25 protein-coding genes are annotated in these 24,144 nt (G+C 69.6%); 22 read left to right on the plus strand and 3 right to left on the minus strand.

The window, feature by feature from the left end; genetic code table 11:
- Positions 1-62: 62 nt before the first annotated feature.
- The 4 genes from ABZ208_RS18355 (at position 63) to ABZ208_RS18370 (ending at position 3,902) form a co-directional block, all read left to right on the plus strand.
- Positions 63-1,142, plus strand: a complete 1,080-nt coding sequence (locus tag ABZ208_RS18355; protein WP_356910492.1) for a sugar kinase — start codon at positions 63-65, stop codon at positions 1,140-1,142.
- The gene (locus tag ABZ208_RS18360; RefSeq protein ID WP_356910493.1) at positions 1,139-1,891 is read left to right on the plus strand and encodes an IclR family transcriptional regulator; all 753 of its coding nucleotides are present in this window, start codon (positions 1,139-1,141) and stop codon (positions 1,889-1,891) included. Before ABZ208_RS18355 ends, ABZ208_RS18360 begins: the two co-directional genes overlap by 4 nt.
- A 22-nt stretch (positions 1,892-1,913) precedes the next feature.
- Positions 1,914-2,318, plus strand: coding sequence for a RidA family protein (locus tag ABZ208_RS18365; RefSeq protein WP_356910494.1), 405 nt, complete (start codon positions 1,914-1,916; stop codon positions 2,316-2,318).
- Positions 2,319-2,429: 111 nt separating this feature from the next.
- Positions 2,430-3,902: a gluconate:H+ symporter gene (locus tag ABZ208_RS18370; protein ID WP_356910495.1), complete on the plus strand. Its 1,473-nt coding sequence runs from the start codon at positions 2,430-2,432 to the stop codon at positions 3,900-3,902.
- Positions 3,903-4,010: 108 nt separating this feature from the next.
- Here ABZ208_RS18370 and ABZ208_RS18375 read toward each other — a convergent pair whose 3' ends face one another.
- Positions 4,011-5,363, minus strand: coding sequence for a M14 family metallopeptidase (locus tag ABZ208_RS18375; protein ID WP_356910496.1), 1,353 nt, complete (start codon positions 5,361-5,363; stop codon positions 4,011-4,013).
- 538 nt (positions 5,364-5,901) lie between these two features.
- Between ABZ208_RS18375 and ABZ208_RS18380 the strand changes: the two genes are divergently transcribed.
- Together ABZ208_RS18380 and ABZ208_RS18385 are read left to right on the plus strand one after the other, a co-directional pair.
- Complete coding sequence (locus tag ABZ208_RS18380) at positions 5,902-7,257, plus strand: Nramp family divalent metal transporter (protein ID WP_356910497.1); 1,356 nt, start codon at positions 5,902-5,904, stop codon at positions 7,255-7,257.
- Positions 7,258-7,294: 37 nt separating this feature from the next.
- A complete protein-coding gene (locus tag ABZ208_RS18385) occupies positions 7,295-7,714 on the plus strand; it encodes a hypothetical protein (RefSeq protein WP_356910498.1) in 420 nt (139 codons plus the stop codon).
- A 104-nt stretch (positions 7,715-7,818) separates the two neighbouring features.
- Here the strand turns inward: ABZ208_RS18385 and ABZ208_RS18390 are convergent, their stop codons facing one another.
- Positions 7,819-9,516, minus strand: a complete 1,698-nt coding sequence (locus tag ABZ208_RS18390; RefSeq protein WP_356910499.1) for a glycoside hydrolase family 18 protein — start codon at positions 9,514-9,516, stop codon at positions 7,819-7,821.
- Between the two features lie 416 nt (positions 9,517-9,932).
- Between ABZ208_RS18390 and ABZ208_RS18395 the strand changes: the two genes are divergently transcribed.
- The 15 genes from ABZ208_RS18395 (at position 9,933) to ABZ208_RS18465 (ending at position 22,401) form a co-directional block, all read left to right on the plus strand.
- Positions 9,933-10,811: a hypothetical protein gene (locus tag ABZ208_RS18395; protein ID WP_356910500.1), complete on the plus strand. Its 879-nt coding sequence runs from the start codon at positions 9,933-9,935 to the stop codon at positions 10,809-10,811.
- 122 nt (positions 10,812-10,933) lie between these two features.
- Complete coding sequence (cpaB, locus tag ABZ208_RS18400) at positions 10,934-11,647, plus strand: Flp pilus assembly protein CpaB (protein WP_356910501.1); 714 nt, start codon at positions 10,934-10,936, stop codon at positions 11,645-11,647.
- A 7-nt stretch (positions 11,648-11,654) separates the two neighbouring features.
- Positions 11,655-12,914 (plus strand): AAA family ATPase, encoded by a 1,260-nt coding sequence (locus ABZ208_RS18405; protein ID WP_356910502.1) that lies wholly within the window; start codon positions 11,655-11,657, stop codon positions 12,912-12,914.
- A complete protein-coding gene (locus tag ABZ208_RS18410) occupies positions 12,911-13,339 on the plus strand; it encodes a pilus assembly protein (RefSeq protein ID WP_356910503.1) in 429 nt (142 codons plus the stop codon). The genes ABZ208_RS18405 and ABZ208_RS18410 overlap by 4 nt, the downstream gene beginning before the upstream one ends.
- Before the next feature lie 3 nt (positions 13,340-13,342).
- The gene (locus ABZ208_RS18415; protein ID WP_356910504.1) at positions 13,343-13,714 is read left to right on the plus strand and encodes a TadE/TadG family type IV pilus assembly protein; all 372 of its coding nucleotides are present in this window, start codon (positions 13,343-13,345) and stop codon (positions 13,712-13,714) included.
- 25 nt (positions 13,715-13,739) lie between these two features.
- Positions 13,740-15,089: a CpaF family protein gene (locus tag ABZ208_RS18420; RefSeq protein ID WP_356910505.1), complete on the plus strand. Its 1,350-nt coding sequence runs from the start codon at positions 13,740-13,742 to the stop codon at positions 15,087-15,089.
- Between the two features lie 89 nt (positions 15,090-15,178).
- Positions 15,179-16,117: a type II secretion system F family protein gene (locus tag ABZ208_RS18425; RefSeq protein WP_356910506.1), complete on the plus strand. Its 939-nt coding sequence runs from the start codon at positions 15,179-15,181 to the stop codon at positions 16,115-16,117.
- A 120-nt stretch (positions 16,118-16,237) separates the two neighbouring features.
- Positions 16,238-17,125 (plus strand): DUF5936 domain-containing protein, encoded by an 888-nt coding sequence (locus tag ABZ208_RS18430; RefSeq protein ID WP_356910507.1) that lies wholly within the window; start codon positions 16,238-16,240, stop codon positions 17,123-17,125.
- A 4-nt stretch (positions 17,126-17,129) separates the two neighbouring features.
- Complete coding sequence (locus ABZ208_RS18435) at positions 17,130-18,485, plus strand: histidine kinase (RefSeq protein WP_356910508.1); 1,356 nt, start codon at positions 17,130-17,132, stop codon at positions 18,483-18,485.
- Between the two features lie 40 nt (positions 18,486-18,525).
- Complete coding sequence (locus ABZ208_RS18440) at positions 18,526-19,242, plus strand: response regulator transcription factor (RefSeq protein ID WP_356910509.1); 717 nt, start codon at positions 18,526-18,528, stop codon at positions 19,240-19,242.
- A gap of 149 nt (positions 19,243-19,391) precedes the next feature.
- Positions 19,392-19,661 (plus strand): hypothetical protein, encoded by a 270-nt coding sequence (locus tag ABZ208_RS18445; protein WP_356910510.1) that lies wholly within the window; start codon positions 19,392-19,394, stop codon positions 19,659-19,661.
- Complete coding sequence (locus ABZ208_RS18450) at positions 19,658-20,287, plus strand: pilus assembly protein TadG-related protein (protein ID WP_356910511.1); 630 nt, start codon at positions 19,658-19,660, stop codon at positions 20,285-20,287. Before ABZ208_RS18445 ends, ABZ208_RS18450 begins: the two co-directional genes overlap by 4 nt.
- Positions 20,288-20,315: 28 nt before the next feature.
- Positions 20,316-20,906, plus strand: a complete 591-nt coding sequence (locus tag ABZ208_RS18455; protein WP_356910512.1) for a hypothetical protein — start codon at positions 20,316-20,318, stop codon at positions 20,904-20,906.
- The gene (locus tag ABZ208_RS18460; protein WP_356910513.1) at positions 20,906-21,523 is read left to right on the plus strand and encodes an OmpA family protein; all 618 of its coding nucleotides are present in this window, start codon (positions 20,906-20,908) and stop codon (positions 21,521-21,523) included. The genes ABZ208_RS18455 and ABZ208_RS18460 overlap by 1 nt, the downstream gene beginning before the upstream one ends.
- Before the next feature lie 161 nt (positions 21,524-21,684).
- Entirely contained in the window at positions 21,685-22,401 is a 717-nt protein-coding gene (locus tag ABZ208_RS18465) for a DUF6333 family protein (protein ID WP_356910514.1), read from the plus strand.
- Positions 22,402-22,837: 436 nt separating this feature from the next.
- Here the strand turns inward: ABZ208_RS18465 and ABZ208_RS18470 are convergent, their stop codons facing one another.
- On the minus strand, positions 22,838-23,194 hold the full coding sequence (locus ABZ208_RS18470) for a DUF192 domain-containing protein (protein ID WP_356910515.1): 357 nt from the start codon (positions 23,192-23,194) through the stop codon (positions 22,838-22,840).
- A gap of 44 nt (positions 23,195-23,238) precedes the next feature.
- On the opposite strand from ABZ208_RS18470, the gene ABZ208_RS18475 reads away from it, so the two are divergent.
- The gene (locus ABZ208_RS18475) at positions 23,239-24,009 is read left to right on the plus strand and encodes an A24 family peptidase (protein ID WP_356910540.1); all 771 of its coding nucleotides are present in this window, start codon (positions 23,239-23,241) and stop codon (positions 24,007-24,009) included.
- Positions 24,010-24,144: the final 135 nt, after the last annotated feature.

Consider the following 24,144-nt stretch of genomic DNA (forward strand, 5'->3'; position numbering starts at 1 on the left):
CATCCGAGCCGACACCGGGTCAATGGTGGCCCGTGCCCGACGAGCGAGGAGCCCCCGCGAACATGACCGCGACCGTGCACGGACCCGTGGACGTCGTCTGTCTCGGCGAGTCCATGGTCACGTTCCTGCCCACGCAGGGGGGACGCCTCGCCGACGTGCCGTCCTTCGTCCGCGGCATCGGCGGCGCCGAGTCCAATGTCGCGTGCGCTCTGGCCGCGGCCGGGCATCGGACCAGGTGGGTCGGCCGGGTCGGCGCGGACGGCTTCGGCGAGCACCTGGTGGCGGCGATCGCGGCGTACGGAGTCGACACCTCGGCCGTCGAGCGCGACCCGGAGCGCCCCACGGGCATCTACTTCCGTACGGCGACCGACCGCGCGACCGGGTCGCACGAAGTCCTGTACTACCGCGCCGGGTCCGCTGCCTCCGCGATGTCCTTGTCGACCGTGCCGACAGAAGCCGTACGGTCCGGCAGGATTCTGCACCTGTCCGGGATCACCGCCGCGCTCTCCGGCGACTGTCTCGCCCTGATGCGCCACCTCACCGCACGGCGGACGGGCCGTCCGCCGGTGTCGTTCGATGTGAACCACCGGCCCGGGCTGTGGCGCGCGCCGTCCGGTGCCGGTGTGCTGCTGGACCTCGCGCGCGGCGCGGACATCGTGTTCGTGGGGGAGGACGAGGCGGAGGAGGCATGGGGGCTGCGGGGTGCGCCGTCGATCAGGGCCGCGTTGCCGGAGCCGGAGGTGCTGGTGGTGAAGCAGGGGGCGCGGGGGGCGACCGTGTTCGCCCGCTCCGCGTCTACCCTCGTGCTGCCTCCGACGTCGGGGGGCCGTTCAGGAATCGCCCCCGACACCGTCACCCACGTTCCCGCCCCGCGCGTGGAGGTCGTCGCGGCCGTCGGTGCCGGTGACGCCTTCGCCGCCGGGTTCCTGTCCGCCACCCTGCGCGGGCTGAGCGTGCATCACCGGCTGCGGCACGGGCATCTCATGGCCGCCGCCACCCTCACCGTCCCCGGCGACCTCGCAGCGCCCCCCTCCCGCGCACACGCCGACCGGCTGGCCGACCTGGACGACGGTGCCTGGGAGACACTTCACCTCGGCCCCGGCTGGTCGGCAGCCGCGGATGAGGAGGTACGTACCGCATGAGCCAGACCGTCGATCGCGCGCTGAGCATCCTGCCGCTGCTCGCGCAGGGGCCCGCCGACCTCGGGCAGGTGGCCGAACGCCTCGGTGTGCACAAGTCCACCGCACTGCGCCTGCTGCGCACACTCCACGAGCACGGCCTCGTCTACCGCCAGCAGGACCAGCGCTACCGCCTCGGCGCCCGCCTCTTCGCGCTGGCGCAGGAAGCCGTCGAGAACCTCGACGTACGCGAGATCGCCCATCCGCATCTCGTCGCGCTCAACGAGCAGACCGGACACACGATCCACCTCGCCGTGTACGAGGAGAGCGACGTCCTCTACATCGACAAGGTCGAGAGCCGCTACCCGGTCCGGATGTACTCGCGGATCGGCAAGCCGGTCGCGATCACCGTCGCGGCCGTCGCCAAACTGCTGCTCGCCGACCTGCCCGAGCCCGAGCGGCGGGCCCTCGCCGAGAAGCTCGACTACCCCATGTACACATCCCGTTCGACCCCCGGCGCCGCGGCCTTCCTCAAGGAGCTCGCCGTCGTACGCGAACAGGGATGGGCCACCGACCTCGGCGGCCACGAGGAGTCCATCAACTGCATCGCCGCACCCATCCGCGGTGCGGACGGCCGGGCCGTCGCCGCCATGTCGGTCTCGGCGCCGAATGTCGTCGTCACCGCCGAAGAACTCCTCGCCCTCCTCCCGCTGGTGCGCCGTACCGCCGACGCGGTCAGCCGGGAGTACTCAGGATCCGTATCCCCCCAGTAGCAGCCCCAGGCAAGGACACCGCATGACCGAGAAGACCGCGATCACCCCCAGCACCCACACCGCGCCGCCCGCGAAGTTCTCCCACGGAGTGCGCAAGGGCAACATCCTCCAGGTCGCCGGGCAGGTCGGCTTCCTGCCGGCCGTCGAGGGCCGGGCGCCGACCCCGGCCGGTCCCACCCTGCGCGAGCAGACCCTGCAGACCCTCGCCAACGTCGAGTCCGTCCTCAAGGAGGGCGGCGCGAGCTGGGACGACGTGATGATGATCCGCGTCTACCTCACGGACGTCGACCACTTCGCCGAGATGAACGAGATCTACAACGACTACTTCAAGGACCTGACGGTGGCCCCCGCCGCCCGCACCACGGTCTATGTCGGCCTGCCCGCCGGCCTGCTCATCGAGATCGACGCCCTGGCAGTCCTCGGCTGACCCTGCCTTCTGCCCGGCTGATCGTTCCCTTGTCCGCCCGCCCCCACGGCACGGCGCTCGTCCCCGCAGCGCCGTGCCGCGATCCGCCGCGCCCAGATTCGGAGAGCCCCCTTGTTCCTCGCCGCTGACGTGCCCCCACCACCCACGCCCCACACCGGCGGACTGCTCATCCTCATCGACGGCACCGCCGGTCTGCTGACCGTTGCCGCGCTCGGTATCGCCCTGCTTCTCGTCCTGATCATCAAGGTCCGGCTGCAGCCGTTCGTCGCGCTGCTCGCGGTCTCCATAGCCGTCGGCCTCGCCGCCGGTCTCTCCGTCACCGAACTCTTCGGCACGGTCCAGCGCTCCGCCGCCGTCTCGGTCATCGAATCCGGCATGGGCGGCATCCTCGGGCACGTGGCGATCATCATCGGTCTGGGCACCATGCTCGGCGCGATCCTCGAAGTGTCCGGCGGCGCCGAGGCACTGAGCTCCCGTCTGCTCGGGCTCTTCGGGGAGAAGCGCGCCCCGCTCGCGATGGGGCTGACCGGCCTGATCTTCGGAGTCCCGGTCTTCTTCGACGTCGGCATCTTCGTGCTGGCCCCGATCGTGTACGCGGCGGCGAAGCGGTCCGGAAAATCGATTCTTCTGTACGCGATGCCGCTGCTCGCGGGCCTGTCGATGACCCATGCCTTCCTGCCGCCGCACCCCGGCCCGGTCGCCGCAGCCGGCCTGTTCGACGTCTCGCTGGGCTGGGTCATCCTCATGGGCATCGTGGTCGGCATCCCCGCCGTCCTCGCCGCGTGGGGCTACGCCGCCTGGATCGGCAGGCGCATCTTCGTCGACGTACCGCAGGACATGGTCGAGGCCGCGGAGGACGCCAAGGCCGCCGTCGCCGCCGAACAGGCCGCCACCGGCCGGGCGGCCCAGGAGTCGCCGGTCTCGCTCGTGACCGTCCTCACCATCATCGGTACGCCGCTGGTGCTCATCCTCGCCGCGACGTTCTCCTCCATCGCGCTGGACCCCTCCACCCTGCGCTCGGTCGTCGAGTTCTTCGGCAACCCGTTCGTCGCGCTGACCATCGCGCTGTTCATGGCGTACTACCTGCTCGGCGTCCGGCGCGGCTGGTCCCGCAAGTCCCTGGAGTCCGTGTCCACCCAGTCCCTCAAGCCCGTGGGCAACATCCTGCTGGTCGTCGGCGCGGGCGGGGTCTTCGGGGCCGTACTGAAGGCGAGCGGTGTCGCCCAGGCGCTCTCCGACACCTTCAACGACGTCGGTCTGCCCGTCATCGTCCTTGCCTATCTGATCTCGCTGGTGCTGCGGGTGGCACAGGGATCGGCGACGGTGGCGATCGTCACCACGGCGGGAATCGTGCTTCCGCTGGTGGAGGACGCAGGCCACTCGCAGGCCTTCCTGGCACTGCTCATCATGGCGATCTCGGCGGGCTCGATCTTCGCCTCGCACGTCAACGACGGCGGATTCTGGATCGTCTCCAAGTACTTCGGCATCTCCGAGCGCGACACCCTGAAGTCCTGGACGGTGCTCGAATCGGTGCTGTCGGTCGCGGGATTCGCGGTGGCGGCGGGGCTGAGCCTGGCCGTGTGAGCGGAGCGGTACGCAAACCGCCGGTGAGCGCGTGCCGGCCGGCCGGCACGGTCGTACGCGGGAGGGCGCCCGGAAGTCTCCGGGCGCCCTCTCACTGACGAGTGACCGTCAGCCTGTGCAGTACTGCGCCTCCTTGCCGATGGAGCGGTACATGCAGTCGGAGTTCTCCAGCAGCTGGAGCACCGCGTCGCGGTTGCGGCTGGTCTCGCGCTCGATCACCTCGTCGGGCGGGTAGAAGCCGCCGCCGTAGACGCTGGTCGGGAACATCTCGAAGGTGTAGCCGAAGATCTTCTGGCTGCCCCACAGCCAGTCGTCGATCGACCCGTCGGTGATGTAGAGGTCGCTCGACTGCTCGGGCGTGTACCCGTTGCTGGCGGCCATCTTCTGGCCCACGGTGGCGAAGGCGTCGCGGTCGTCCTGTGTCAGGCCCGGGGCGGTGTTGGCCGTCGTGTAGCCGTAGGGCCACAGCACCAGCTCGCTGTAGGTGTGGAAGTCGATGCCCGTCCTGATCTGCTGCTTGCCGCCGACGACCCGGCTGCGGACGAAGTCGGCGACCACCTTCACCTCGGGTGCGGACTCGGCGGTCCGGCCGCGGTAGGTCTCGGAGCCCGTGGAGCCCGAGGAGCCGCCGCAGCAGCCCCACCGGTAGTTCCAGTTGCGGTTCATGTCCGTGCCGACGTACGACGAACCGGTGTTGGGCTGCCGGTTCTTGCGCCAGCTGCGGTACGAGCCGGTGGCGATGTCGTACTCGCCGCCGTCCGGGTTGAGGTCCGGGACGATCCAGATCTCACGCCCGTTCACGGCATTGGTGATCCGCGAGTCGGTCCCGTAGTCCTCTGCGAACTCACGCAGCAGATACAGCGCCATCTCGACCGTGAGGTGCTCGCGCGCGTGCTGGTGGTGGGTGAAGATGACCTCGGGCTCGTTCTCGTCCGTCGCCACGTTGTCGCTGACCTTGATGGCGACGATGTCCCGGCCCTGGTACGACTTGCCGATGACCCGCTTGCTCATGATGTTCGGGCGCGAGGCGATCCGCTGGTCGATCTCAGCCGTCATCTCGGCGTAGTTGTGGTACCTCGAGTCGGCCGACGGGAAGTCGAACGGCTTGACCTCCGCGGCGGTCCGCCGGTCGGGTGGAGCGGGAAGCGCCTTCAGGGTGTGGCCGAGCGCGCGCAGCCGCTTGGCCTGTGCGGCGGTGGCGCTGACGACGACCGTGTGGTCGTCGACCTCGTCGATCGACACACCGGTCGCCGCGATGGCGGTACGGGCGGCGACGGTGGACGGGCCGTGGATCTGGTACTGCCTGGTCTGCTCATCGGTCTCGGCCGCCGCGACGGGGGCGGTCGAGTCGGTCGATTCCGGCGGCGAGGCACTGGCCGTGAGGGGCACGGCCACGGCGAGCGCCAGCAGGGCCGCGAGGGTGGCGGCCTTCCGTCCGCTCGCGCGAATGCGAAGTCGCATGCTGTCTCCTGGGTGGGAGGTGTGGGGGATGGCTCAGTTTGCGACATGCGTGGTGCGGGTTGTTGGCGGACATCGTCGAGCCCTGGCATGCTCCGGTCAAGGGCGCACTTCGGTCAGGCGGCCGCGGCAGGGCGCTCGGCGTTGAACGGGGCGGGCAGTTACGGCCGATGTCCGCCGCCGAGCCCGCCGGCAGCGTGCCCTCCAGGTATGCACCGTCGGGTGACGGAGTGTCGGCCGATCGGGTGTCCACGGGGCGCGTACCGCCGGTCAGCCGGGTCGGCACCGGCATGGGCACCCGCCGGCCGCCGTGCCCGTCCGCTTCCGGCCGGCCGGAAGCGGACGGATCCGCGTCCGCGCTCGCGCTCAGCACCGCCCCGTTCGTCGTCGAACGCTTGCCGCGGGATCCGGTGCTCCCCCGTTCCTTCACGAAAACGGAGGAGAATCGGCGCGGTCGGCGTTCTTGCGCGACCACGTCAGCCCCCGCTTTGGTGGCCCGGTGACGCACGTCATGTCCTGGGACGAGTGGAAGGCGGTCGCGATGGCAGACACCACCGATCACAGCACCGACGACACCTACAGCGCCGACGACACCTACAGCGCCGACGAATCCGCCTCCCCGACCACCCGTAAAGCGAGTTGGAGACACATCGGCCCCGGGATCGTCGTCGCCGCGACCGGTGTCGGCGCGGGCGACCTGGTCGCCACGCTCATCGCGGGCAGCAAGTTCGGCTACACGCTCATGTGGGCGGCGATCGTCGGCTGCATCGTCAAGATCTCGCTCGCCGAGGCGACCGGACGCTGGCATCTGGCCACCGGGCGCACGATGTTCGACGGCTGGCGCAGCCTGGGCGGATGGACCTCGGTCTACTTCGGGATCTATGTCGTCGTCTGGGGATTCATCTACGGCGCAACGGCGATGTCGTCCACCGCGCTGCCGCTGGTCGCGCTCTTCCCGGACACGCCGGGCGGCCTCAAGACCTTCGCGATCGCCGCAGGCCTCATCGGCCTCGCGCTCGTCTGGTTCAACCGCTACGCGCGCTTCGAGAAGCTGATGACCGTCCTGATCGGCGTCAAGTTCCTGATCGTCGTGTACGTGGCCGTCCGCGTCGCGCCCGACCTGCCCGCCGCGTTCGCAGGTCTCGCCCCTGTCCTGCCGGACGGCTCCTTCTTCTACACCCTGGGCCTCATCGGCGGCGTCGGCGGCACGATCACCCTGGCGGCGTACGGCTACTGGATCAACTCCAAGGGCTGGACCGACGCCACCTGGATGAAGATGATGCGCCTGGACAACCGGGTCGCCTACGCGACCACCGGTGTCTTCGTCGTCGCCATGCTCATCATCGGCGCCGAGCTGCTGCACGCCTCGAACATCGCGCTGACGTCCGGTGACAAGGGCCTGCTCGAACTCGGCGGCGTCCTGGAGGACCGGTTCGGGGTCTTCACCGCCAAGCTCTTCCTCATCGGCTTCTGCGCGACGTCCTTCTCGGCCCTCGTCGGCGTCTGGCACGGCGTGAGTCTGCTCTTCGCCGACTTCGCCGAGCGCATCCAGCGCACCCGGCAGGGAATCGACGAGGATGCGGTGGCGGAGGTCGCCGAGGGCCGCCGCGAGCGCTCATGGCCGTTCCGCGCGTACATGCTGTGGCTGACCTTCCCGCCGATGGGCCTGCTCTGGCTGGACGAGCCCTTCGGCCTGGTGATCGCGTACGGAGTCCTGGGCGCGGCCTTCATGCCGTTCCTGGCGCTGACGCTGGTCTGGCTCCTCAACTCCGAGCGCACTCCGCGGGAATGGCGCAACGGAACGGTGAGCAACTCGATGCTGGCGCTCGCGGGCCTGCTGTTCCTGATCCTGGCGGTCAGGCAGATCGTGGACCTGCCCTGGTCCGACTTCTTCTGACACGGACGACGGGAGCGGGGCGGCGATACTGGTGGCCATGACCTACGGCGGCCATCACCACCAGCACAGCCAGGGCGCGGCGCCCCCCGGCTTCGGACCCCCGATACCCGTCCCCGGCCACGCGTACGGGGCGCCGCAGCCACCCGCGGCGCCCCCGGCCGACGGCCCGGAGTTCATTGCCCACGACCGACACAACTCCGTCATCGTCGACTCCTCGGGTGTGTCCCTGGAGATCAACGGCCGGACCCTGGAGTTCCCGTGGGCGGTGATCGCCACCGTCCACTTCGCGCCGGCCCCGTTCGGCGCGGTTCTCATGGTGGCGGTCGCCCACCGGGGCGGCATGCTCTACGAGTGCCGGGTCGTCGCCCGCAGCAAGGGGATGTTGCCGCAGTGGCTCGGCGAGCTGGGCCCCGTACTCCACCACTACCTGGCGAACCGCCCACCGGGTCATGGGTGAGTGACCGGTCCGGATCCGGCCGGGGCCGCGACGCCCGAAGACGCCGACCGGGCCCGTACCGCCGGGGGAACGGCGGTACGGGCCCGGTGCCGGACGGGGGGTGACTAGGGCAGGTTGTGGACGTGCGGGCCGACCGCGTCGGACCAGGCGTTGCCCGCCGTCGCGTCCCAGTTCGTGGACCAGGTCATCGCGCCGCGCAGGCCCGGATACGTCTTCGACGGCTTGAAGGAACCGCAGTTCGTGCCGCGGGTCAGGCAGTCGAGGGCGTTCTTCACGATCTGCGGGTCGACGTATCCGCTGCCCGCGCCGCGCGTGGACGCCGGGACGCCGAGGCCGACCTGGGACGGGTCGAGGCCGCCCTCCAGCTGGATGCAGGCGAGCGCCGTCAGGAAGTCCACCGAGCCCTGCGAGTAGACCTTCTGGTCGCAGCCGAGCATGGAACCACTGTTGTAGTACTGCATGTTGACGACGGTGAGGATGTCCTTCACGGCGAGCGCCGTCTTGAAGTACTCCGTGTTCGTGCTCTGCATGTCGATGGTCTGCGGTGCCATCGTCAGAACCATGCCGGAGCCCGCCTTGGCCGACAGCTGGCGCAGGGCCTTGGTCAGGTAGGTCGAGTTGATGCCGTGCTCGAGGTCGATGTCGACACCGCTGAAGCCGTACTCCTGCATCAGGGCGTAGGCGCTGTCCGCGAAGGCGGTCGCGGAGGCGTCACTGTTGATGGTGACATTTCCCTTCTCGCCGCCGACCGAGACGATCACCGACTTGCCCGCCGCCTTCTTCGCGGAGATGTCCGCCTTGAAGTCGGCCACCGACGCGTAGCCGACGGCCGGGTCGAGGTTGAAGACGATCTGGCCGGGGGTGGTGGTCGAGTCGGCGAACGACACGGCGATGATGTCGTACTGGGACTGCACGTCGCGCAGCTTCTGCACGGTGGCGCCGTTGTTGAAGTTCTGCCAGTAGCCGGTCAGCGCGTGCTTGGGCACGGACGGGTTGGGGTTCGGCCCGGTGGGGCTGGTCCTTCCGGTGACCGTCGAGGACTTGGCGGACTCGCCCGCCGTGTTGGTCGCGGTGACCTGGAAGCCGTACGACGTGTTCGCCGCCAGGCCGGTCACGGTGGCCGAAGTGCCGCTCGCCGACTGGACCTTGGTGCCGTCGCGGTAGACGTTGTAGCCGGTGGCGCCGGTCACGGCGGTCCAGCTCAGGCTGACGGACGACGAGGTGACGGAGCCGACGGCGAGGCCCGCGGGCGTGGCCGGGACGACCGGATCGGGGTCCGGGCCGCCGCCCCCGTCCGGGCCGAAGACGGACACGTCGTCAACGAAATACGGGGACGTGCCGTACCACCCGTGGGTGTAGACGGTGACGGACGTGGTGCTCGCGCCCGTGCGGAAGCTGGTGGTCAGCTGCTTCCAGCCGGAACTGTCCGGCGTCCAGGTGGACACGTCGGTGGTGCCGGTGCCTGTCGCGCCGAGATAGGCGTACCCGCCCTGCACCCAGGCGCTCAGCGTGTACGTCGCGTTGGGCTGTACGGCCACGGTCTGTGTGCACCTGGCATTGTCCAGGCCGGCCGGTGTGGCCTTGAGTGCGCCCGCTCCGCCGTGCACCGGCGAGGAGACGGCGGCGCCGCTTCCGGCGGAGCAGGACCAGTTGGCGAGCCCTGACTCGAAGCCAGCGTTCTTCGCGACGTTGACGTCGGCGGCCTGTGCGGTTCCCGCGGTGCCCATGATGGTCAGGCCGGTGCCGACGGCGAGCGCCAAGGCGCTGCCGAGCCATCTCCGTACGCGTGTGGTGGGGTCCACTTGCAGCCTCCGGTGGGGGAGTTGGGGGTGTGGAGGGGTGGGGAAAGGGGGTAGGGGGACACGGTGGCGGGGAAGTACCAGGACAGGTGGCCACCGCTGGGCGTTAAGTTGGTCCAGACCAATAAGGTTGTCAAGACCTCTGGCGGCGTTCGGTATACGGGCCTTCCCGTCACCCCTGGCGGAGCCGGCCGCCGGGCGGACCGCGCCGCTCCGAATTCACCCTCGTGTAACAGCGGTCAACTCCCGACCGCTTCATCCGAATTTTCCTGTGCGGAGCGTGCGCACGATGAGGCGCTCAGTTCTGAAAGGTGTTCTCTGCCTGGGAACTCGTGGTTAGAGTGCTGATGCAGGAGCACGGAGCAGAAGTAACTGCGGGCGCCGGGACCCCGGTGTCCGGAGCTGAACGGGGAGTCAGCGTGCCGACCGCAATAGCTGTCACCAGCGCCGACCTGGTGCTACCGCCGACGGATCACCAGACGCCCACCGCCGCCCTGCTCCAGCCGCCGGACGCCCAGCCGCTGGAAGCCGCGCTCGCCGAGATGACCGTGCTGCTGGAGCAGCACGGCTCCGTCATCGCCCTCTACCCCGCGTCCATCCCCGCAGCCCACGAACGCCGGCTGCATACGATTCGCGCCGTCCTCGAGAGCGACCGGATCGCCCTGCTCAAGCTCGACCTGCCGCCGCTCGGCGTCGCCGTACTCGTGCGCCAGATGCGCCAGCTGTCGCTGTGCGACTTCAGCGCCGGAGTCGTGGCCTCCGCTGCCCGGCTGCTCGCCCACTATGTCTACGCCGGCGCCCTGCTCGGCTCGGTCGCCAGACTCGACCGGGTCCCCGTGAGCCTGAAGGCCCACGCCAAGTCATGGGTGCCGGGCTCCCAGTTCGGCGTACTCGCCTCCCCACAGCCCCAATTGGTCAGACTCGGCACCGGAGAACTCACCGGGCCCGCCTTCGCCACGCAGCTGGTGCTCGCCCGAGGCCAGCTCCAGTCGGACTGGGTCACCGGTACCCTCGCGCCCGCCTGGCAGGTCCACGGCGTACACGAACACCAGCTGCCCGCCGAGTCGCCCCGGTGGTGGGGCACGGCCAGGCTGATCGAGTTCGCCGCCTTCCTCCCGGACATCTCCGTTCTCCATCAACTGGTTTCGTCCGTACGGCGAGAGGTGTGCTCCTGGTGCGGCATCCAACTGATCGGTGACCGCTGCGGATTCTGCTCGGCCCCGCTCGCCACCGGTCCGAAGCACACGCACGCCCGCGGCGCCCTCCCCCGGGGCACGGCTGCGCACCAGGGGTCGTGAGAGGCCGCCCGGGCGGTCCGCGCGGATCCTGGCGGCCGGGCCCGCCGGCCCGCACCGGTCCGCTTTCTGCTCCCTGTCCGCTCCCGACCCAGTCCACGTCCTAGAACGAGGTTGTCCCGCCCATGAATGCTCGGCAGCGCCGCGGCGTACTTCTCCTTCTGCTCTCGGTACTCTGCGCCTTCGGCGCGTTCGCCGGCGTGCTCTCGGTGATCAGCGATGTGAATGCCAAGGTCGGGCCCGAGGTCGCCGCGTACCGCGTCAAGGCGGACATCGCTCCCTACACGCCGCTTTCGGCAGGACAGTTCGAGAAGGTCACCATGCCCGAGCGCTGGCTGTCGCCGAGCGCCGTGACCGACCTCGACGCGATCGAAGGAAGGATCGCCGTCACCCAGCTGCGCAGAGGTTCGCTGCTGCAGAGCGACATGATCGTCAGGAAACCGCAGCTCGAGAGCGGCCAGCAGGAGATCGCGATCATGATCGACGCGGCGACCGGCGTGGCCGGAAAGATCAGGCCGGGCAGCCTCGTCAACATCTTCGCCACCTTCGCCGCACGCGACAAAAGCGAGGTGGACCAGTCCCGGATCATCGTCGCGGGCGCCCGGGTCATCGACGTCGGCGAGCTCACCCCCCTGGACCGGAGGAACGGCGAGCGCACCAACGGGCCCAGCGAGGCCGTCCCGATCACCTTCGCCCTGGACACCGCCGACGCCCAGCGCGTCGCCTACGCCGAGTCGTTCGCCGAGCATGTACGCCTCGCCCTGCTCCCCGACGGCAGCGCCACGGAACTCCGCCCCGGCGAGGGCAGTTACGACCTCTCCGAAGACAGGAACAAGTGAGGTCCGGATGACCACCCGTATCCTCCCCGCCGTCGGTGACCCCGACGCCGCCCGATCCGTCACCACCCTGCTCGGCCAGCTCCCGGACACCGAACCGGCCGCACCGGTGGGCGATTCGACCTCCCTGCTCGACACACTGGCCCGGCTGGCCGCCGAGTCGCTCGACGAACTGCCCGAAGTCGTACTGGTCCACGAGCGCATCGGCCCGGTCCCCGCCCTTGAACTCATCCGGGAGGTGGCGCTGCGCTTTCCCGCAGTCGGCGTCGTGCTCGTCACCTCCGACGCCAGCCCCGGCCTGTACTCGGCGGCGATGGACTCCGGCGCCCGCGGACTGGTCGGGCTGCCGATGTCGTACGAAGTACTGGCGCAGCGCATCCAGTCGGCGGCCGGCTGGTCCGCCGGCGTGCGCCGCCATCTGGGCCAGAGCGCCGAGGTCCTCACCGGACCCGGCGGCACCGTCGTCACCGTCAGCGGAGCCAAGGGCGGCGTCGGCACCACGATCACCGCGATCCAGCTCGCGCTCGCCGCCCAGGCCTCCGGGCACACGGCGGCGCTCATCGACCTGGACCTGCAGAGCGGCGACGTCGCCTCCTACCTCGACGTGCAGTTCCGGCGGTCCATCGCCGACCTCTCCGCCATCCAGGACATCTCGCCGCGCGTCCTGCAGGACGCCCTGTTCAGCCATGAGACGGGCCTCGGACTGCTCCTCGCGCCGGCCGAGGGCGAGCGGGCCGAGGACGTCAGCGACCGTCTCGTACGCCAGATCGTCAGCGCGCTGCGCCACCGCTACGAGATCGTCGTCATCGACTGCGGTACACACATGACCACCGCCAACGCGGCCGCCATCGAGATGGCGGACACCACGCTGCTGGTCACCACCCCGGACGTGGTGACCGTACGGGCCACGAAGCGCATGGTGCGGCTGTGGGACCGGCTGCAGATCCGCAAGGCGGAGGAGACGGTGACCGTCGTCAACCGGCACACGCGCAATACGGAGATCCAGCCCTCGCTGGTCGAGAAGATCACCGCCACCAGGGTCGCGCGGGCCGCCGTCCCGGCGAACTTCAAGGAGCTGCAGGCGGTCGTCGACGCCGGCCGGCTGCAGGACCTGGAGCCCAAGTCCACCGTCAAGCAGGCGCTGTGGAGCCTTGCGGGCGAACTGGGGCTGGTGAAGAACCCCCAGGGCGCCGAGCGGCCGGGCGGGCGCTTCCGCGGCGAGCGTGCACCGTACGGCGCGGGTGGCCGTCGGTCGGGGCGGGCGAAGTGAGCGCGGCGCGGGCGGTGGGCCGGCTGCGGGCGGTGAGCGCGAGGTGGGCGGTGGGCCGGCTGCGGGCAGCGGACGACCGGGGCCAGTCCGTCATCGAGTTCACCGGCATGGTCCCGATCATCCTGGTGACCCTCGCGGTGCTGTGGCAGTCCGCCCTCGTCGGCTACACCTTCGTACTCGCCGGGAACGCCGCGGACAAGGCGGTCCGCGCGGGGACGGTGGCCGAGGGAAACCGTGTCGCGGCATGCGAGCGAGCGGGACAGGAGGACGTACCCGGCTCATGGACGACCCGGATCTCGTGCGCGCCGCAGGGCGACCTGCTCACCGCCGAGGCACGGCTGGACGTGCCGCTGCTGTTCCCCGGCGGGTTCGACCTCCCGATCACCGTCCGCGGCGAGGCCGCCGCCGCGCTGGAGCGTGAGTGAGCCATGCGCAGGGAGGCGGTACGCCGCGACCGGGGACAGGCCGTGATCGAGTACGGCGGCTGGCTGTTCCTGCTGCTCTTCGTCTCCATGGTCGCGGTGCAGGTGGGCCTCGCGGTGTACGCGGCGCAGCAGGCCGGCACCGCCGCGCGGGCCGCCGCCCGGGTGGCGTCCCAGGACGATGCACAGCTCGACCCCGAGGCGGCCGGCCGGGCGTCGATCAGCTCCTGGCTCGGCGCCGGCTTCGAGACGGCGGTGAACGGCGACGAGGTCACCGTCACGGTCACGGTCGACATACCGCAGGTCGTCGGCATCGACTTCGGCACGGCCACCAAGAGCGCCACCATGCCACGCGACCCGGGTCGTGACGGTGACTGACCGGCGAGTAGGAGGGAGTTGAACCATGAGCCTGCAGGCGCGCATCAAGCGTATGGACGGCCCCGAGCCCACGGGCGGGCAGGGCGAGGAGAGCCGGCTCGTCGGCGTCTACCGCACCAAACTTCTCGAGGAGATCGACCTCGCCGAGATGTCCGCGCTCTCCGCGGCCGACCGCAGAGCCCGGCTGGAGCGGGTACTGGGCCACATCATCAGCCGCGAGGGCCCCGTCCTGTCCACCGCCGAGCGCACCCAGCTCATCCGCAGAGTGGTCGACGAGGCTCTGGGACTCGGCATCCTCGAACCGCTCCTCGAAGACGCCTCCATCAGCGAGATCATGGTCAACGGCCCCGATCAGGTCTTCGTCGAGCGCAGCGGCCGCCTCGAACAGCTCCCCATGCGCTTCTCCTCCGAGGAACAGCTGATGCAGACGATCGAGCGCATCGTCTCCACCGTCAACCGGCGCGTCGACGAGGCGAATCCGATGGTCGACGCCCGCCTTCCCAGTGGAGAGCGCGTCAACGTCATCATTCCGCCGCTGTCCCTGACCGGCCCGATCCTCACCATCCGGCGCTTCCCGCGGGCCTTCACCCTCCAGGAGATGATCGACCTCGGCTCGCTGGACGAGCACATCCTGATGCTGCTCGCGTCGCTGGTGCGCGCCAAGTTCAACGTGATCGTCTCCGGCGCCACCGGCACCGGGAAGACCACCCTGCTCAATGCGCTGTCCGGGCTGATCCCGGAGGGCGAGCGCATCGTCACCATCGAGGACTCCGCCGAACTCCAGCTCCAGCAGTCGCACGTCATCACCCTGGAGAGCCGGCCGGCCAATGTCGAGGGCAAGGGCCGCATCACCATCCGCGACCTGGTGCGCAACTCCCTGCGGATGCGCCCCGACCGCATCATCGTCGGTGAGGTCCGCGGCGGCGAGACGCTCGACATGCTCCAGGCGATGTCGACCGGCCACGACGGCTCGCTGGCCACGGTGCACGCCAACAGCGCCGAGGACGCGCTGATGCGACTGCAGACCCTGAGCTCCATGTCGGAGGTCGAGCTGCCGTTCGTGGCCATCCACGACCAGATCAACAGCGCGGTCGACATCGTCGTCCAGCTCACCCGGCACGCCGACGGCACTCGCAGGATCACCGAGATCGCCGTCGTCGACTCGTACGGGCGCGAGGACTACCGCTTCGTCACCGTCTGCCGCTTCGAGGCGCGGCCCATGACCGCGGACGGGCGCGTGCACGGCCGGTTCGCCTACTTTCCGCTGCCGCGGCGGGTCGCGGGCCGGCTCTATATGGCCGGTGAGGCGATTCCCCCGGCCTTCGGCGTCGCGGCGTCGGAGGGACAGCTCGCTCTGCGCACCTCGACCGCTTGATCGCCCGACTGCCCTACCGCTTGACCGCCCGACCGCCCGACCGCCACCCGTCCCCGTCCGCCCGCCGACCCGAGAAGGCCATCCCTCCCATGGACAACCTCCCGCTCCTGACGCTCGGCGTCACCCTGATCGGCTGTGTGCTCGCCGTACTCGGTACGGTCACCTACGCCACGGGCCGGGCGCAGCGGCAGGCCCTGGTGGAACGCATGTCCCAGACCGGGCCGCCGGCCATCGAGAGCGGCCGCCGCCGCTTCAGCGGCATCGACCGGCGGCTGCGCAGGACGCGGCTCGGCAAGAGGATCGAGCGCAGCATCTCGGCGACCGGCCTCGAGCTGACCCCCGGCGAGTACGTCGTCTACGTCGTCACCGCCCTGCTGGCGCTGTATGCCGTCATGGCCTCCGTCTTCGCCCCGTTCTTCGGTCTGATCGCCGCCGTCATCGGCCTCTGGGGCGCCAACGGCTTTCTCACCTGGCAGCGCATGAAACGCACCGAGGCGTTCATCAACCAGCTGCCCGAGCTCACCCGCGTCCTCGCGAACGCCACGCAGGCCGGGCTCGCCCTGCGCACCGCCATCGGCATGGCCGTGGACGAACTCGACGACCCGGCCCGCGAGGAACTGCGCCGGGTCGCCGACCAGCTGGCCCTCGGCCGCTCGCTGGACGAGGCGCTCGACGACCTCGTCGAACGGCTCCCGTCACGCGAACTGACCGTGCTGGTCTCCACGCTGATCCTGTCCAACCGTGCCGGCGGCACCATCGTGTCGTCGCTGCGCAACCTCACCGAGACCCTGGAAGAGCGCAAGGAGACCCGTCGGGAGGTCACCACCCTGCTCTCCCAGGTCAAGGTGACCGCCGTGGCCGTTCCCGTACTCGGCATGGGCTTCCTGCTGCTCATCAACGGTATGCGGGACGGCGCACTCGACGACATGACCAGTGCGCTGGGCGGCCGGATCGCCGTGGTCGTGGCGGCGGGGCTGTACGCGCTCGGCTTCGTCCTGATCAACCGGCTCACGCGAGTCCGCATCTGATCCGCATCCGATCCACATCCGTTCCACATCCGATCCGCATAGGAACGACCTGGATCCGAACCACCCGTATCCGCACCACCGGAATCCGAACGACCTGAATCCGTAGGGAGGGAACACACCATGGGACTCGTACTCGCCGCCGTCCTCGGGCTCGCGGTCTACGGAGCCTTCCACGGCATCCGGATGTACCGGGCCGAGGCCAAACTGCCCGGCGACCTCGCTGTGGCCCTCGAGGTCGGCAGTACCCGCACCACCCTCACAGGCTCCGCCGTCGACCGCCTCGGCATGCGCTACGCGCCGCACATTCTGCGGCTCATGGGGCCCCGGCGCGTGGACGCGATACGCCGCAAGCTGGACAAGGCCGGGAACCCCGGCGGCATCACCGTGGACCGGTACGCCGCCCGCCGCGCCGTCTACGGCGTCCTCGGCACCCTCGTGGCCCTGGGCATGCTGATGAACGGCCACCTCGTCTTCGCCGTTCTCTTCCTCCTGTACGGCCTGTTCTGGACCGATGTGCTGCTGCGCGCCGCCATCAGCAGGCGCAAGGAGGACATCGAACGCACGCTGCCCGACTTCCTCGACGTCCTGGCCGTCGTCGTCTCCGCCGGACTCGGCTTCCGCCAGGCGCTGGAGCGCGTGGCGGAGAAGTACGAAGGCCCGTGGGCCGACGAACTGCGCATCACCCTGCGGCAGATGGACATGGGCATGGGGCGGCGCGAGGCCTTCGAGCAGCTGCGCAGGCGCAACGAGTCCGACCAGGTGTCGATGTTCGTCTCCGCGCTGCAGCAGGGCGAAGAGCTCGGCGCACCGATCGTGGACACCCTGATCCAGATCGCCAACGACATGCGCAGGACCGACGCGCAGAACGCCCGCCGTAAGGCGGCGAAGGCCGTTCCCAAGGCCACACTGATCGTCACCAGTTTCATGCTCCCCGGCACGATGATCCTGATCGTGGCCGGTTTCTACTACGCCTCCAACGTCAACTTCAACGACATCTTCGGAGGCTGAACCGATGAGTTCGTTGCTGTCGTCGTTGCCCGCCCCGCCCCTGCCGATCCAGGTCAACGCACTCCAGGCGCTGTGCCGCCAGCTGTTCGGCTTCCGCCTGGCCATGGTCGCGCTCGCCGCGCCGTTCGCGCTCTCCGGTGTCGCACCGGGCCTCGGCGCCTGGCTGGCCGGTGCGGCCGTGCTCGTCACAGTGATGGTGTCGTACCTGCTGCTGCGCGACTGGGAGCGCTTCGGACCGGTCCTGCTGCGCCACCCGTCACTCCTTGCGGTGGACATGCTGTTCGGCGCGCTGCTGCTGTTCTCCGCCTCGCCCGGCTCCACCCTCACCTACGTAACCCTCTGCACTCCGCTGCTCGCCGGCCTGGTGTACGGCTGGCGGGGCGCGGCGATCTTCGCGCCGTTGCAGTCGCTGCTGCTCGCCGCCGCCTATGTCATCGACCAGGAGATCGAGGCGGACGCCTCCGCGCTGCTCATCGTCGGCCTGTGCGTCCTGGCGGGCGCGGCCGGCAGCGCACTGCGCAGCCTGCTGCTCTGCTTCGGCGCCGCGTCCCACGCGCTGACCGAGACCCGGGCCCGGCTGGCCGTCAGCGAGGCGGTGGAGAAGGAACGGGCCCGGCTCGCCCGGGAGATGCACGACTCGGTGGCCAAGACCCTGTACGGCCTGGCCCTCGCCGCGGACGGTCTCGCGAACACCGCGGACCGGATGGATGCGAGGACCGTGAAGCACCAGGCGGAGCTGGTGGCGCGTTCGGCCCGGCGCGCCGCCAACGAGTCCCGGGAGCTGCTGTCCGACCTGCGGCGGGAGGCGGGACTCGGCGACGGAATCGACATGGTGACCGAACTGGCCGCCAAGGTCATGGACTTCGAGCGCCGGTGCGGGGTACGGGCCGGGTTCCACCGGCTCGGTGCGGCGGCTGTGCCGCCCGTACCGGCCGCGGTCGCCCGCCATGTCCTGACCATCGCGACCGAGGCGATGGAGAACGCGCACCGGCACGCCCGCCCCGGTCGGCTGGAGGTGTCGGCGGGCGTCGTGGGAGACGTACTGCGGATCAGCGTGTACGACGACGGGCCGGGCCTTCCCCCGGGCACCACCCTCGACTCCCTCCGGCGCACGGGCCACTTCGGACTCGTGGGGATGGTCGAGCGGGCGGCCACGATAGGAGCGCGCATCCGCATCGGCAGGGGCTGGGCGGCGAGGGGCACGGAGGTGCTGCTGGAGCTGCCCGTGACGGTACTGGCCCGGCCACCGGCACCGGAATGGGCACCTGGACCTGCACCGTCACCGCTCGGGCACGTACCGCGGCAGCCTGTGCCGCGGCCGCCGCAGGTGGTCGAGCGCCGGGTCCCGATGCTCACCTGACGCCCTCACCCCCGATCCCTTCCGAGAGAAGGCCGCAGACATGCTGAGAGTGCTCGTCGTCGACGACAACCCGGTCGTCCGTGCAGGCCTCACCGCAGTGCTCCAGGGCCGCGACGACTGCGAGGTGGTCGCGCAAGCCCTCGACGGCCGGCAGGCATACGACGCTGCTGTCCAACACCGCCCGGACGTCATTCTGTTGGACGTCCGGATGCCGGGTGTCGACGGCCTGTCCGCCCTGCCGCATCTGGTGCGACTGGCGCCGGTGCTGATGATGACGTACAGCAGCGAGCGGGAAACGGTGCAGGAAGCGCTGCGGCTGGGCGCGGGCGGTTATCTCGTGCACGGTGAGTTCACGGTCGACCAACTGCTCACCGCAGTCAGGGACATGAGACACGGCCGTGTCCACTTCACTCACTCGGCGTCCACGGCACTGGCGGCGAAGCCGCGTCAATTCGCCGAACCGTCTTCGCTTGTGCAAGCGGGTGTGGCACATTCGTCCGGTAGCCCCTCGGTAGCCGGGGGACTGCACCGAGTAATCTGCGAGCTGAGCCGGCGGGAGGTCGAGGTGATGGATCTGATCGCCTCCGGCATGACCAACCAGCAGATCGCCGACTCCTGTTTCATCAGTCAGAAGACCGTCAAGAACCACATCAACCGTATCTTCGCCAAGCTGCACGCGAGCAGCCGTGGAGAGGCGATCGCCATCTGGAACACGGTGGCGCGGATGAGGACGATGAGGGCGGTCCGCGATGCGTAGGCGCATGTGGCCCCCTATCGTGGACAGGTCGGGGAGTTGGGCCCAAGGGCCCATGACGAGGGGGACGTCATGGACGTACGGTGCCGATGGCGCCGGCGGGTCCGGCCAGGACAAAGCCGGAAACGCGTACAAACCCGGAGGGGAACGCCATGACGGACATCGGCCTCAGGGCCGTGACGGCGGCCAGGGTCCATGTGGCCGCCTGGAGAAACTCGGTCCTGGAGGGCATGAGGGCCCGCAAGGACAAGGGGCAGGGCTCGATCGAGTATGTGGGCATCACGATTCTGGTGGTGGCCATCGTCGTGCTGTTGCTGCAGACCAAGATGGGCAACGACATCGCGAACGCCTTCACCCAGAAGATCAACTCGGTCCTCAACGGTGGTGGCGGCGGTGCGGGTGGCGGTGGAGCCGGGGGTTGATCCTGCCGCGGAGCGAGGACAGAGGGCAGGCCACACCGCTCTACATAACGGCGGTCGTCGGTCTGCTCTTTCTGGCCCTTGTGTACCTTGCCTTCGGGCAGGCCGACATCACACGCAATGGAACGCAGACCGCAGCTGACGCAGCGGCGCTGGCCGCAGCGCAGGATTCCCGGAACCGACTGGACGTTGCCGACTTCCTCGATGACCTGGAGGGCCTGGTCGAGGGCGATGTGTCAATTCCGCCGGGTGGTTGTGGGCAGGCCGAGCGTTTTGCGGCCCGGAACGACGCCACAGCGGAATGTCGTGAGCTGACCGATGGCCGTTGGGGATTCACCGTGCTGGCGAGGTCGGCCGAGTCGATGGGGAACAGCATCATCGACGGTACGGAGAATCAGCACGCGGAGGCGAGAGCCACAGCCGTGATCGAGCCGCGCTGCACGTTCGAGCCGTCGCCGGATGAGACCGAGCCACCTGCCGATGAGGGCGAGGAAGGCGAGGTCGAGGACAGCGAGCCGTCCCCCGGCACGATCGTCTGCGATTCTCAGGACTGGGACATCGATCCCGAACGCCTGGATCTCCTGCCCGATATGGCTGATCTCTTCACCGTCCGACTGGCTGAGGACTGACTCCAATGAGCGCAAAGGAACGGAATCGATGAGCATGCGGCACATGAGGACCATGGGCCGGGTCAGGGCAGCAGCGGCGCTGTCGGCCGTCCTTGTCTTCTCCCTGGCAGCCTGCGGTGGGGGTAGCGAAGACCCGAAGCCCGGTGAAGCGGCCTCCTCACCTGCCAAGAACGAAGGGGACAAGGAGACTTCCGCAGATCCTGTGGCCAGCACACCGAGCGAGCCCATAGCGGTGATCAAGGGCGATGCGGGTCTGGAGCTCTCCGTGTTCTCTGCGAGGCGGGACGAAGGCGGCTTTCTCACCCTGGACGGGCAGATCAAGAACACGGGATCCGAGGGGTTCACCGTTCCCGTCCAATGGAATGGTCTGGAACAATCCGTCGCTTCCACCGGCCGTTCGTTCGCAGGGATGACGCTGGTCGATTCCAAGGGCAAGAAGCGCTACTACGTGCTGCGTGACACGGACAATCGGCCTCTGACCACGTATGCGTACGGCAGCTTCATCGAGGGTGGCGGAACGCTGCCCTTCTTCGCACAGTTCCCCGCCCCACCGGTCGACACCACCACTGTCGCCCTGCAGTTCCCGGGCTTCCCCAGCGCTTCGATCGAGCTCTCCTGATGAGCGCCGCGACCACTCCCAGCCTCCGCGCCGTAGCGACCGTCGCCGCCGGGGCCCTCTCCTTCACCCTGATCGGTGCCGCTGACGCCCTCGGTGACGACGGCCCCTACCCCGTGCCGGTCGCCGCCGCCCCCATGAAGATCAACGCCACCGACTCCGACCTCAAACTCCCCGAGGGCGCGACGCTCGCCGACCCCAAGGTCATCGACATCAAGTCGGTCGTCGAGGACATCTCCGGTGAGGAGCGACGCGAGGAGACCAACTCCGACATCAAGTTCGCGCTCCAGGCCGAGGTGCTGTTCGGCAGGGACAGTGCGAAGCTCTCCGGCGCCGCCCAGTCCCGCATCTCCGCGATCGCCGCCGAGATCAAGGCCCAGGACGCCAAGAAGGTGCGTGTCTTCGGCTTCACCGACGACCTCGGCTCCGAGGAGCACGGCGAAGTACTGTCCAAGAAGCGCGCGGACGCGGTGCACAGCCTGCTCTCGCAGCAACTCAGCGCCGACGGGATCTCGTACGAGATCCGCGGGTACGGCGAGGACTACCCGATCGCCAGCAACACGACCGAGGAGGGCCGGCGGAAGAACCGTCGCGTGGAGGTCTCCTTCCCGAGGGAGTGACCTGGACGCCCGAAGGACCGGGTAGCCCTCGCCTGCGGTTCCGCTGCGTCAGCGGCCGGTGCGCGGCCGATCCGGTCGGCGATGCCGACGTCGAGGAGCGCGGTCTCCTGCGATCCGAACGACCGTGATCGACATCCCGAGCCCGCCGTAGGGTGACCGTCATGACTGACGACAGCTTCTGGAGTGCCGATCAGGATCAAGAGATAGTCAGGCACGGCGAGTTCCGCCTCACCGTCGTCCACGCACCCCGTCCAGGAAACTCCGCGTCTCTTCCTGCGCACGATCCGGACCGGGCCCGCGAGTTCGTCGCCTCTTTCGGCACCATCGACGCCGTCGTGGAAGAGCTTGACCCCATCAGAGCGACCGAACCGGTGCCCCTGGGGACACGCCGTGACCTGGACCTGGTCAGGGTGGGGTGCTGGGGCAGCGTGAGCGAGATCATCGACCCTGCACTCGGGCACTGCGGAGACAGTTTCCCCGTCCTGGAGCAGTCGGAGGCTCTCCGCGAGCGCTTCCCCGACGCGGTCATCGTCGCGTCGGCCACCATCGACTACAACATGACCTACGGAGCCTGGGCGATCTTCCATCCGGACGGGACGAGCCTCTTCGCTGCCGGCTGGCACGGCGAGGAGAACTGGGACTGCGAAGGAGATGCAAAGGCAGTCGTCAGCTCCTTCGGCATCCCGGGGGCGGCCCTTGTCAAGCAGAACGTCGACCTGGACGACGCCGTCAACGTGTTCAACTGGGGCGGTCTCGCGCAACTCGCCCTCGCACGCGTCGCACCGCTCAGCCGTGAGAACCGATCCATGTCCGTCTACCGTGTCCGCCACACCGAAGACACCACGTTCGACATGGAAGAAACCTGGCTCGAAGAGTAACCATGGGGTCGGGCAGTCGAGTTGGGTGGCAGCACGCACCCGACAGCCGGAGAGTGTCGGCGACCGGGGACGACCGTGCTGTACCCGGCCGAGGGCATTCGGCCCTCGGCGTATTGGGCCGCCGCGCCCGATGGCACGGTGGCCGCCTCACCGGCTCCCCCGGATCCCGCGCCTGGTGGTGGCACCGCCGTCCTGACCGTGTCCCCTGGGACGGCTACCAGAGCTGAGGCGCGACGGGTTCAGCGGACCGGCGCAGGCGGCCCGGGAGGTCTCCGGTGCGGGCAGCAGTCCCGTCGGCTGCGATACGCCTGTTGAAGTGACGGGCCGGTCATCGGCTACGGTCGCGCTCATGAGGACGCCGACGCACTGCGCCGGCCGACCTGGCCCCGGCCGACGTCGCGCCGGGGCCCCGAACCGGCCGGCCTCGCCCACGACATCAGCACTCGTCGATCGCGACCCGCACCCCCGGTCGCAGCCCCCATCGCGCCATCGCGCCCGCCTCGGACTCCAGGACATGGCGAGCGCGGAAGCGGATCAGGCTCAGGCGGCCGGGCCTCATGGTGCGGACCGCCAGGACGCGCAACTGTCCGTCCAGATACGCCACATCGATCGCGAACCGCATCCGGAAGGTGTGCACCCCGCTGCACGGGGTCAGCAGGATCGCGCCCTCGATACCGTCGCGGCCCAGCAGTCCGCGCGTCCGCGCCCGGTACGACGCGGCGATCAGCAGATCGACCGGGGCGTTGCGCCCGGGGATCTTCACTACTGCGCGGCCGTCACGCCATTTGCCCATGGGCCAGACCGTAGCGAACGGGCGTCTAGGGTCGAGGCGTGACTGTGGACGCCACTCTCATCGCCGTAGCCGCCGCTTGGGGCGCTCTCACCGGGATGCTTCTGCCGCGCGCCGCCTACCGGTTGTCCGTCGAGCCGGACGAGCGGTGGCGCGACGCGTGTCCCTCAGGGCACCCGATCACCGGAGTGGTCGGCGGCTGGTTCGGGTCCGCCCGGTGTGGGAGCTGCGCCGTCGCCGTGACGCCCGCGGCAACTCCTGGCGTTGCCGCGACGAGTGTTCCGTACCGGCCGTCCGTCACCGTCCCCCTCGTCACGGCCGTCGCCTGTGCCGCCCTCGCCGCAGCCACCGGGGCACGGCCCGAGCTCGTCGTGTGGGTGCTGCTCGCGCCCGTCGCCGTACTGCTCACCCTCGTCGACCGAAGGGTCCACCGCCTGCCGGATCAGCTGACCCTCCCGCTCGCCGCCGCGGCCGCCGTCCTGCTCGGGCTCGCCGGGCTGCTGCCCGGCGCCGGCGGCTCCTGGACCACCGCCCTGCTCGGCGGACTTGTCCTCGGCTCCGCCTACTTGACGCTGTTTCTGATCCACCCCGCCGGCATGGGCTTCGGTGACGTCAAGCTCGCCCTCTCTCTCGGCACCGCGCTCGGCTGGTACGACTGGCCGGTGCTGCTCGCCGGCGCCTTCGCCGGTTTCCTGCTGGGCTCGCTCTACGGTCTCGGCCTCATCGCCCTGCGCCTCGCCGGCCGCAAGACCGCCATTCCTTTCGGGCCGTTCATGATCGCGGGAACGCTGGCGGGCCTCCTGCTCGGAGCGTCCTGAGCGGAGACAACCGCAGCCGCATTCTCCGATGACGGCAGCGGCACGACCGCCTTCTGGATCGCCGCGGATGCCGAGTTCCACCGCAAGGTCTCGGAACCGCGCGTCGCGCCGCCGCGATCAGCGAAGTGGTACTCG

Origin of the sequence: Streptomyces sp. NPDC006208, assembly GCF_040613775.1 — a bacterium.
In the GTDB taxonomy this organism is placed as follows: Bacteria; Actinomycetota; Actinomycetes; order Streptomycetales; family Streptomycetaceae; genus Streptomyces.

Bases quoted from the DNA above. Each gene is read 5' to 3' on its own strand.
- ABZ208_RS18360 (WP_356910493.1), top strand. From the start codon at position 1,139: ATGAGCCAGACCGTCGATCGCGCGCTGAGCATCCTGCCGCTGCTCGCG.
- ABZ208_RS18380 (WP_356910497.1), top strand. From the start codon at position 5,902: ATGGCAGACACCACCGATCACAGCACCGACGACACCTACAGCGCCGAC.
- ABZ208_RS18385 (WP_356910498.1), top strand. From the start codon at position 7,295: ATGACCTACGGCGGCCATCACCACCAGCACAGCCAGGGCGCGGCGCCC.
- ABZ208_RS18460 (WP_356910513.1), top strand. From the start codon at position 20,906: ATGAGCGCCGCGACCACTCCCAGCCTCCGCGCCGTAGCGACCGTCGCC.
- cpaB (WP_356910501.1), top strand. From the start codon at position 10,934: ATGAATGCTCGGCAGCGCCGCGGCGTACTTCTCCTTCTGCTCTCGGTA.
- ABZ208_RS18420 (WP_356910505.1), top strand. From the start codon at position 13,740: ATGAGCCTGCAGGCGCGCATCAAGCGTATGGACGGCCCCGAGCCCACG.
- ABZ208_RS18425 (WP_356910506.1), top strand. From the start codon at position 15,179: ATGGACAACCTCCCGCTCCTGACGCTCGGCGTCACCCTGATCGGCTGT.
- ABZ208_RS18365 (WP_356910494.1), top strand. From the start codon at position 1,914: ATGACCGAGAAGACCGCGATCACCCCCAGCACCCACACCGCGCCGCCC.
- ABZ208_RS18440 (WP_356910509.1), top strand. From the start codon at position 18,526: ATGCTGAGAGTGCTCGTCGTCGACGACAACCCGGTCGTCCGTGCAGGC.
- ABZ208_RS18470 (WP_356910515.1), bottom strand. From the start codon at position 23,194: ATGGGCAAATGGCGTGACGGCCGCGCAGTAGTGAAGATCCCCGGGCGC.
- ABZ208_RS18435 (WP_356910508.1), top strand. From the start codon at position 17,130: ATGAGTTCGTTGCTGTCGTCGTTGCCCGCCCCGCCCCTGCCGATCCAG.
- ABZ208_RS18405 (WP_356910502.1), top strand. From the start codon at position 11,655: ATGACCACCCGTATCCTCCCCGCCGTCGGTGACCCCGACGCCGCCCGA.
- ABZ208_RS18375 (WP_356910496.1), bottom strand. From the start codon at position 5,363: ATGCGACTTCGCATTCGCGCGAGCGGACGGAAGGCCGCCACCCTCGCG.
- ABZ208_RS18430 (WP_356910507.1), top strand. From the start codon at position 16,238: ATGGGACTCGTACTCGCCGCCGTCCTCGGGCTCGCGGTCTACGGAGCC.
- ABZ208_RS18415 (WP_356910504.1), top strand. From the start codon at position 13,343: ATGCGCAGGGAGGCGGTACGCCGCGACCGGGGACAGGCCGTGATCGAG.
- ABZ208_RS18355 (WP_356910492.1), top strand. From the start codon at position 63: ATGACCGCGACCGTGCACGGACCCGTGGACGTCGTCTGTCTCGGCGAG.
- ABZ208_RS18465 (WP_356910514.1), top strand. From the start codon at position 21,685: ATGACTGACGACAGCTTCTGGAGTGCCGATCAGGATCAAGAGATAGTC.
- ABZ208_RS18445 (WP_356910510.1), top strand. From the start codon at position 19,392: ATGACGGACATCGGCCTCAGGGCCGTGACGGCGGCCAGGGTCCATGTG.
- ABZ208_RS18455 (WP_356910512.1), top strand. From the start codon at position 20,316: ATGAGCATGCGGCACATGAGGACCATGGGCCGGGTCAGGGCAGCAGCG.